This window comes from Streptomyces botrytidirepellens (assembly GCF_003721215.1).
GTDB classification, from domain to species: Bacteria; Actinomycetota; Actinomycetes; order Streptomycetales; family Streptomycetaceae; genus Streptomyces; species Streptomyces himastatinicus.
Genome location: NZ_RIBZ01000704.1, coordinates 1 through 7,265, shown reverse-complemented (window position 1 = coordinate 7,265; position 7,265 = coordinate 1). Strand labels below are relative to the sequence as shown.

Annotated in this window: 8 protein-coding genes; 1 reads left to right on the top strand and 7 read right to left on the bottom strand. The window is 73.2% G+C overall.

The annotated features are described in order from the left end of the window. The 4 genes from EEJ42_RS36400 to EEJ42_RS36385 all read right to left on the bottom strand — a co-directional run. On the bottom strand, positions 1-352 hold a 352-nt coding region (locus EEJ42_RS36400; protein ID WP_148082153.1), incomplete at its 3' end, for a 2-oxoglutarate dehydrogenase E1 subunit family protein. 233 nt (positions 353-585) lie between these two features. Next, positions 586-1,794: a sensor histidine kinase gene (locus EEJ42_RS36395; protein ID WP_246097598.1), complete on the bottom strand. Its 1,209-nt coding sequence runs from the start codon at positions 1,792-1,794 to the stop codon at positions 586-588. Further along, a complete protein-coding gene (locus EEJ42_RS36390) occupies positions 1,791-2,531 on the bottom strand; it encodes a response regulator transcription factor (RefSeq protein ID WP_009715109.1) in 741 nt (246 codons plus the stop codon). Before EEJ42_RS36390 ends, EEJ42_RS36395 begins: the two co-directional genes overlap by 4 nt. A gap of 140 nt (positions 2,532-2,671) precedes the next feature. Continuing rightward, positions 2,672-3,406 carry a spermidine synthase family protein gene (locus EEJ42_RS36385; RefSeq protein WP_123106469.1) on the bottom strand — a complete coding sequence of 245 codons (735 nt, stop codon included), beginning with the start codon at positions 3,404-3,406 and terminating at the stop codon, positions 2,672-2,674. A 216-nt stretch (positions 3,407-3,622) separates the two neighbouring features. Here EEJ42_RS36385 and EEJ42_RS36380 point away from each other — a divergent pair, with 216 nt between their 5' ends. Next, positions 3,623-4,330 carry a rhomboid-like protein gene (locus EEJ42_RS36380; RefSeq protein ID WP_246097597.1) on the top strand — a complete coding sequence of 236 codons (708 nt, stop codon included), beginning with the start codon at positions 3,623-3,625 and terminating at the stop codon, positions 4,328-4,330. Here the strand turns inward: EEJ42_RS36380 and EEJ42_RS36375 are convergent. Genes EEJ42_RS36375 through EEJ42_RS36365 form a run of 3 tightly spaced genes read right to left on the bottom strand, consistent with a single transcriptional unit; the run spans position 4,282 to position 7,102 of the window. Continuing rightward, positions 4,282-4,893 carry a hypothetical protein gene (locus EEJ42_RS36375; RefSeq protein ID WP_123106467.1) on the bottom strand — a complete coding sequence of 204 codons (612 nt, stop codon included), beginning with the start codon at positions 4,891-4,893 and terminating at the stop codon, positions 4,282-4,284. The genes EEJ42_RS36380 and EEJ42_RS36375 overlap by 49 nt on opposite strands. After that, entirely contained in the window at positions 4,890-6,305 is a 1,416-nt protein-coding gene (locus EEJ42_RS36370) for a hypothetical protein (protein ID WP_123106466.1), read from the bottom strand. Before EEJ42_RS36370 ends, EEJ42_RS36375 begins: the two co-directional genes overlap by 4 nt. After that, positions 6,302-7,102 carry an ATP-binding cassette domain-containing protein gene (locus EEJ42_RS36365; protein ID WP_123106465.1) on the bottom strand — a complete coding sequence of 267 codons (801 nt, stop codon included), beginning with the start codon at positions 7,100-7,102 and terminating at the stop codon, positions 6,302-6,304. The genes EEJ42_RS36370 and EEJ42_RS36365 overlap by 4 nt, the downstream gene beginning before the upstream one ends. Between the last annotated feature and the right edge of the window lie 163 nt (positions 7,103-7,265).

The following is a 7,265-nucleotide window of genomic DNA, read 5'->3' as shown; positions in this document are numbered from 1 at the left end:
GGGCAGCGGCGGTGGGCTGGGCAGCCGCGGGCTTGGCGTCCGCGGGCTTCGCGGCCGGGACCCCGTCCGCGGGCTTGGCCGGGGCCGGGGCCTTCGCGGCGGGAGCCGGGGCAGCGCCTCCGGTCACTCCCTGTGGTGGCGTGGCCACCGCGGAACCGGTGTCCTGGCCCGGCTTGTAGTCGGCGAAGAAGTCCCACCAGGCTCGGTCGACCGAGTTCGGGTCCTGGAGGTACTGCTGGTAGATCTCGTCGACGAGCCACTCATTGGGGCCGAAGGCAGCGGCAGGGCTACTTCCCTGCCCGTCCTGCTCGTCGGTCGAGACGCTCGAGGTGTTGGGGGACTGTGGCGACACGGCGGTAACCGCCCTCTTCCGCTTCACAAGGTGGTGGACAGCGGGAATAAAGGCTACGCCTCTTGACCCCTTACGTGCAGGCCGCACTGGTCATCGTCGTCTAAGTCACACTCATCGGCGGGTTTCAGCGCATGGCGTGGCGGGAAACACACGTGGTTCCGCTGTAACCGTCCAGCATGTGGGAACGCAAAAGTGCACCCACACCGCTCAGATGTGCGCTTCCAACACCGACTTTACGTCAATTTTGATCTCTGGACGTCCCCCGGAAGGGTGACTTTGATTCGGCAGCCCCGAGGGGATTCAGCCACTCCGATGCGTCCGCCGTGCAGATCAACCGCCCAGCGCGCGATGGCCAGCCCCAGACCGGTCCCGCCGTCGCTGCCCTGACCGGGCCGCGGACGGGCGCCCGGCGCCGGACCCTGCGGGTTCGGCGAGAGGCTGCCCCGGTTGAAGCGTTCGAACACCCGGTGCCGCTCCGCCTCCGGGATGCCCGGGCCCTCGTCCTGCACCTCCAGCTCCAGGCTCCCGGGCTCCTCACCGCACCGCGCCCGCACGCTGACCCGGCCGTGCGCCGGGCTGTGCTTCATCGCGTTGTCGATCAGGTTGGCCATGACCTGGTGCAGCCGCTCGGCGTCCGCGTACGCGGTCAGCTCCGGCGGCGAGACGTCGAGGTCGAGGTGGACGTCCTTACGGGTGTGCTTGCCCGAGCCCGCGTCGGCGCCCTTGGCCATGCTGGCCTCCTTGAGGATCCCGGCCAGATACGGCCAGACCTCGAAGGTGCGCGCGTGCAGCGGCACCACGCCGTTGTCCAGCCGCGACAGGTCCAGCAGCTGCTCGACCAGCCGCCCCAGCCGCTCGGTCTGGCGCAGCGCGACCCGCATCGTCTCCGGGTCCGCCTCCGAGACCCCGTCCACGACGTTCTCCAGCACCGCGCGCAGCGCCGCGATCGGCGTGCGCAGCTCGTGCGAGACGTTGGCGACCAGCTCCTTGCGGTGGGTGTCCACCGCCTCCAGGTCGGCCGCCATCCGATTGAACGAACTGGCCAGGTCGCCGAACTCGTCCCGGCGCTGGGCCGCCCGCACCCGCTGGGTGTAGTCGCCGTGCGCCATCGCCTTGGTGACCAGGGTCATCTCGTCCAGCGGGGCGGTCAGCCCGTGCGCCACGAACTGGGTGATCAGCAGCGAGGCGATGATCGAGAAGACCGTGATCACGCGCAGCTCGGTGTCCGAGTGCATGGCCGCGAACACCAGCAGGGTCGTGATGATGACCGACCCGATGACCAGCGCGCCCAGCGCCGCCTTGACCGAGCGGTACGGGTCGAACGGCCGCAGGGCCTCCCAGATCCGGCTCCACGTGCTGCGGATCCGCTCGCTCCTGGACAGGCTCCGGACCCGCCGGACGTGCCGGCCCAGAGCCCACGGAGTCCCGGGAGGCTTCCTCATGCCGCGGGCGTCTCCAGGGCGTAGCCGACGCCGTGCACCGTACGGATCCGTTCCGCGCCGATCTTGCGGCGCAGCGCCTTGATGTGGCTGTCCACGGTCCTGGTGCCGGAGGCGTCCGCCCAGTCCCACACCTCGGCCAGCAGCTGCTCCCGCGAGAGCACCGCGCGCGGGCTGTTCGCCAGACAGACCAGCAGGTCGAACTCGGTCGGCGTCAGGTGGACGTCCGAGCCGCGTACCCGCACCCGGCGCTGGGCGTGGTCGATCTCCAGCTCGCCCAGCCGCAGAATCCCGCTGCGCGGGGTGTTCGCGGCCAGCGCCGCCCGTTCGACCCGGCGCAGCAGCACGTGCACCCGGGCCGCCACCTCGCGCATCGAGAACGGCTTGGTCATGTAGTCGTCGGCGCCGACCCCGAGCCCGACCAGCATGTCGGTCTCGTCGTCCCGGGCGGTCAGCATCAGGACCGGCACCGGCCGCCGCGCCTGCACCCGGCGGCAGACCTCCAGGCCGTCGAAGCCCGGCAGCATCACGTCGAGGACGAGCAGATCGGGCTGCCACGCCTCGGCCGTGTCCACGGCCGCCGGACCGTCCGCGGCCGTCTGTACCTGAAATCCTTCGGCCCGCAAGCGGGCCGCGATGGCGTCCACTATGGTCGGGTCATCCTCGACGACGAGGATCCGGCGTTGTGCGCCCGGGGTGGTCGTGGCGCCCCCGTTGTGGCCGTTGTGCATTTGCTCCATACGCCCGCCCCTGCGTCGTTCCCATGAATCCGCGGCCGCCTACGGTCACACGTGTGCCGAAACCCACGTCTTCCGCGCCTGGTCATGAACCGGCCACTTTTCGTAGGCAAGCAAGCGTAAGGGCAGCCTACGCGGCTCGGCTACGCGCCTCGAATCCCGAGATGCACCACGTCGGGCACACCCCGGGCAACGGCGATCTCTTCCGTACGCACCCCCGTGAACCCGGCATTCCGGAGAGCCTGCTCGAACGCGGGCGACGGCTGGGCCGACCAGACGGCCAGCACTCCGCCGGGGGTGAGACGGGCCGCGCAGGCGGCGAGCCCGGCGGGGGAGTACAGCCCGCCGTTGTCCTCGGTGACGGTCCAGTCGGGTCCGTTGTCGATGTCCAGACACAGCGCGTCGTAGGGCTCCGCGCCCTCTCCGGCGTCGCTCAGATGGGCGACCAGATCGGCGTGGACGATCTCCGCGCGCGGATCGGCGAGCGCCTCGCCGGACACCGCCGCAAGCGGCCCGTCCCGATGCCAGTCGATCACCGCCGCCTCCCGCTCGACCACAGCGATCCGCCCCCACCGCGGCTCGGACACCGCCTCGACCAGCGAAAACCCGACACCCAGGCCGCCGATCAGCAGCGCGGGGGAGGGGCGGTCGTCCGGCAGCGCGCCGAGCGCGGCGCGGATCAGCAGGCGCTCGGAGCGGCCGTCGGAGGTGTCCATGAGGAAGCACCCGTTGGCGATGATCTCGAAGACGGCCCCGTCGCCGCGGCCGCCGTTCCCGCCGCCCTCTCCTCGCCGCCGCAGAACCACCTCGCCGTACGGGCCCTCCCGGTGGTCGACGGTGACCGGCCGGTCGTCGGCGATGTCGTACGGCGACTGCATGGGGCGGGTCCTCCCGGGCTTCCTCGGCCTCTTCGCGTGAGCTGACGGTCTCATCCTCGCGCCGCGGCGACCCGCCGGTCCAACCGATAGATGGGACGGCAGATGTGGCGGCCTTCACATCGCGGGACCGGTGAGATGACTCACGGGCCGGTGGTTGTTGAGCGTTCTGCGCGGATATACGCCGCGTACGCGCGCGACGAGGGAAGGGGGCCCGTGGTGACGGCATCGGTGGAACGGCCCGGCGTGCCCCGCGTCCCGGCCCGCCGCCCCCGCACCCCCGGGTGGACCTTGCTCCGGAAGGTGCCCACCGGGGTGCCGTTCTCCCTCTCCTACTCCCTGATCCTCCTCGGCACCGGCCTCTACGCCCACCTCGGCGACCCCCGCACCGTCCACGACCTGCTCACCGTCTCCAGCACCGATGTCGCCAACCTGTCCCAGCGGCCGCTGCTGACCCTGCTGGCCAGCGCGCTGTGGGTGGTCGGCGGCATCACCTCGCCGTACCTCGTCGTCTTCCTCCTCGTGCTCGGCGCGCTGGAGCGCCGCGTCGGCGGACTCCGCACGGCCGGGGTGTTCCTGCTCGGCCACGTCCTCGCCACGCTGCTCACCGAGATCCCGGTCGCCGCGTCCGTCGCCGTCGGCCACCTCCCCGACAGCTCGCTGCGCCGCCTTGACTACGGCGTCAGCTACGGCCTGATCGCCTGCGCCGGAGCCCTCGCCGGACTGCTCCCGCCCCGGCCGCGCTGGGCGCTGACCGGCGGGGTCGGCGCGGCGCTGATCGCCGGAAGCCTGATGCACTTCGACCCCCTCACCGACTGGGGCCACGCCCTCGCCCTCCTGATCGGCGTCGCCTGCTGGTGCTACGTCCGCCGGGTCGCTCAGCGGCGCGGCGCCGGACCCTCCGGGCGGGCGCCCCGCACCGCGTAGACGCCTGCGCCGACGGTGAACAACACGCCCGTCACCCACCACGCCGCCCGCTCGGGGCCCGGCTGCACCGACCAGGCCCAGACCGCGCGCCAGCCACCCGGATCGCGTCCCGCCGTCAGGTAGATCGCGCTGGTGTGCGCCAGCACCGGCAGCCAACTCAGTCGCGCGCCGATCAGGGCGGCGGCGAGGGCCGTCACCCCCGTCGCGGCCATGGTGTTGCGGACCATCGCCGGTACCCCGAACTGCTCCGGGTGGCCCCGCACCCCCGCTGCGAGCAGTGCCGCCGCCAGCGCCGTGAGCAGCAGCAGCTGGCAGAGGCGACGGGGCCACCAGGGGCGTACGGCGGTGCGGTCCAGCTCCTCGGAGTGGGTGTACAGGCTCGCCCCGATCGCTGCCGAGGCGAACAGCGGAGCGAGGACAACGACCGGCAGCCGCGCCTGCGCGCCGAACTCGGGTTGGGACTTCAGCCAGTCGGCGCACCAAGCGCTCACCGCGGCGGCCGCGGCCAGGGCGGCGGCGATCAGCGGCAGGGCCCGCGACCGCGCGTACAACAGCACGCTCATGGGGCCGTCACCCGTTCGAGGCGGCAGGAGCGCGCCGCGGCCAGGTAGTCGCCGAGCCAGCGGGTGCGCTCCTGTTCGGGCATGGTCCGCAGCCTGGTGAGGGTGCGGGTGTAGAGCGGTGGGGGCGGCCCGAAGACCGGGTCGTCCCACCCTGGCATCGGCGCCAGCCAGTCGACGACGGCCGTGCTGATGTCGTCGGACCGGGAGTGGGCCTCGGGGTCCGGGCAGGAGGTGGGAGCCGCCGCGTCCGCGGCCGCGTTGTGCGCGAACAGCTCCGGCTCGGTGATCCGGTTGCGGCGGAAGTAGGTGTCCCAACCGGACACCCGCGCGTCGGTCTTGCGGGCCGCCCAGGTCTCGTTCTCGACGACGCGAACGGGCGCGTTCGGTACGCCCCGCAGCTTCGCCGACAGGCCCGCCAGCGCCGCCGACGCGCCGGGCAGCATGCGGGCGTGTACCCGCGACGCGCACACCTGGGGCGTTCCGTCGTCGCACACGAGCGCGGCAGCGGCCGGGTCGGGCCGCCACGGGCCCTCGGTACCCAGCTGCATCAGCAGCGCCGCGGCGGTGGCGGCAGCGGCGAGCGGTACGAGCGCGACGACACGGCGGCGGGCGGCGTACGCCAGCAGGGCCGCCCCCGCCAGCCCGGCCGTCCACATCATGGAGACCGGGGCGCACCACCACAGCGGGCGGTCCGTGAAGAAGGATTCATCGAGCACGGGGGACAGCCAGGTGACAGCGGATTCGGAGTACCCAGGCAGGCCCAGGGCGAGATACGTGCTCACGGCCACCAGAGGCGGAGCGAGTCGCCACGGGACGACGCGGCCCGCGAGGAAGCCGAGTACCCCGAGGGCACCGAGTGCCGTCGCGTCCGCCGCGATCAGGGACACCCATGGACGGCCGTAGCTCGCGTACCGCCAGGTCGCGACCAGGCAGACGGCCGCAGTGAGCAGATACCCGGCGACCGGCCACAGGACGGTAGGCGCGGCGGCGAGCAGGGCCCGGCGCAGGGGCGTACGCGGCATGGTGGCGAGCAGGTCCGCGGTCCCCCGCCGCCGCTCCCGCCCGCCCTGCCAGCACGCGGCGGCGGCCGCCAGCGGACCGCCGAGCAGTAACCCGGCCGTTCGCAGGTGGTCGGTGGTGGAGACCCAGGCGATGAGCCAGCGGTCCGCCTTGTCGGCCATGGCGAACAGCAGTGTGACCAGCACGGTCGCGCCCACGACCGGCCCGAACCAGCGGGTGAGTTCGGCCCGTAGCGGCCCGCGGAAGGGGCGCTGCCTCCGCGGGCCCGGCCGCGGGGCGTTTCGCGCGGTGCGGTCCGGGCCTTCGGGGGCCCGGACCGGTCTGTCCGCCCCGGCCTCCGGGGCCGCCGACCCCCGTACGGCGGACGTCTCCTGCTGCTTCCGGCCGGTCATCGGGACACCTCCGTGCCCGCCACCGTTCCGGCAGCGGCCCCGGCGCGGTGACGTCGCAGGACCGTGGCGTAGCCGCGTTCGATGGGGTTGTCGCCGATGTCCTCCGCTTCCGCCGCCTCGCCCAGCTCCGCCAGCGAGGCGGGGGTGCCCCGGTAGGCCACCCGGCCGGACTCCATCAGCGTCACCTCCGTGCACGCCGCGGCGACGTCCTCCACCAGGTGGGTGGAGACGATGACCGTGGAGGTGGTGCCCAGCTCCCGCAACAGGGCCCGGAAGTCCACCCGCTGCTCGGGGTCGAGCCCGGCCGTGGGCTCGTCGAGCAGCAGCACGTCCGGTGCGTTGACGATGGCCTGGGCGATGCCGACGCGCCGCACCATGCCGCCGGACAGACGTCGCACCTTGGTGTCGATGCGGTCGGCGAGTCCGACCCGGGCGACGGCCCGCTCCACCGCGGCCGCGGCGTCCGCGCCGGACATCTCCTTCAGCCAGGCCACGTATCCGACGAACTCGCGCACCGTGAAGCCCGGGTAGAACCCGAACTCCTGCGGCAGATAGCCGAGCCGGCGCCGTACGGCGGTGCGGCCCGCGTGTCCGGCCACGTCGTGGCCGAGCAGCTCCACCCGGCCCGCGGTCGGCGCGGCGACGGTCGCCAGCACGCGGATCAGGGAGGTCTTGCCCGCGCCATTGGGGCCGAGCAGGCCGTGCACCCCGGTGGCGAAGTCGAGGTCGACGGCGTCGAGGGCGGTGGTCCGGCGGTGCCGGACCGTCAGCCCGTCGACGGACACGGTGGTCGTCATATGCGCTCCAGACGGTCGAAGGAGGTGCGGCGCAGCACCAGCAGTCCCGCGCATCCGGCCGCGGCGGCGGCCCAGCAGCCCTGCGCGGCGGGGCCGGACAGGACGGTGGCGAGGGACCCGGCCAGGGCGTCGGTGGGCAGGAGGCGGGGCGCACCGCCGGGCG

Excerpts from the sequence above, each read along its gene's own strand:
- EEJ42_RS36385 (WP_123106469.1), bottom strand. The coding sequence starts at position 3,406 with ATGCAGTCGCCGTACGACATCGCCGACGACCGGCCGGTCACCGTCGAC.
- EEJ42_RS36365 (WP_123106465.1), bottom strand. The coding sequence starts at position 7,102 with ATGACGACCACCGTGTCCGTCGACGGGCTGACGGTCCGGCACCGCCGG.
- EEJ42_RS36390 (WP_009715109.1), bottom strand. The coding sequence starts at position 2,531 with ATGGAGCAAATGCACAACGGCCACAACGGGGGCGCCACGACCACCCCG.
- EEJ42_RS36395 (WP_246097598.1), bottom strand. The coding sequence starts at position 1,794 with ATGAGGAAGCCTCCCGGGACTCCGTGGGCTCTGGGCCGGCACGTCCGG.
- EEJ42_RS36375 (WP_123106467.1), bottom strand. The coding sequence starts at position 4,893 with ATGAGCGTGCTGTTGTACGCGCGGTCGCGGGCCCTGCCGCTGATCGCC.
- EEJ42_RS36370 (WP_123106466.1), bottom strand. The coding sequence starts at position 6,305 with ATGACCGGCCGGAAGCAGCAGGAGACGTCCGCCGTACGGGGGTCGGCG.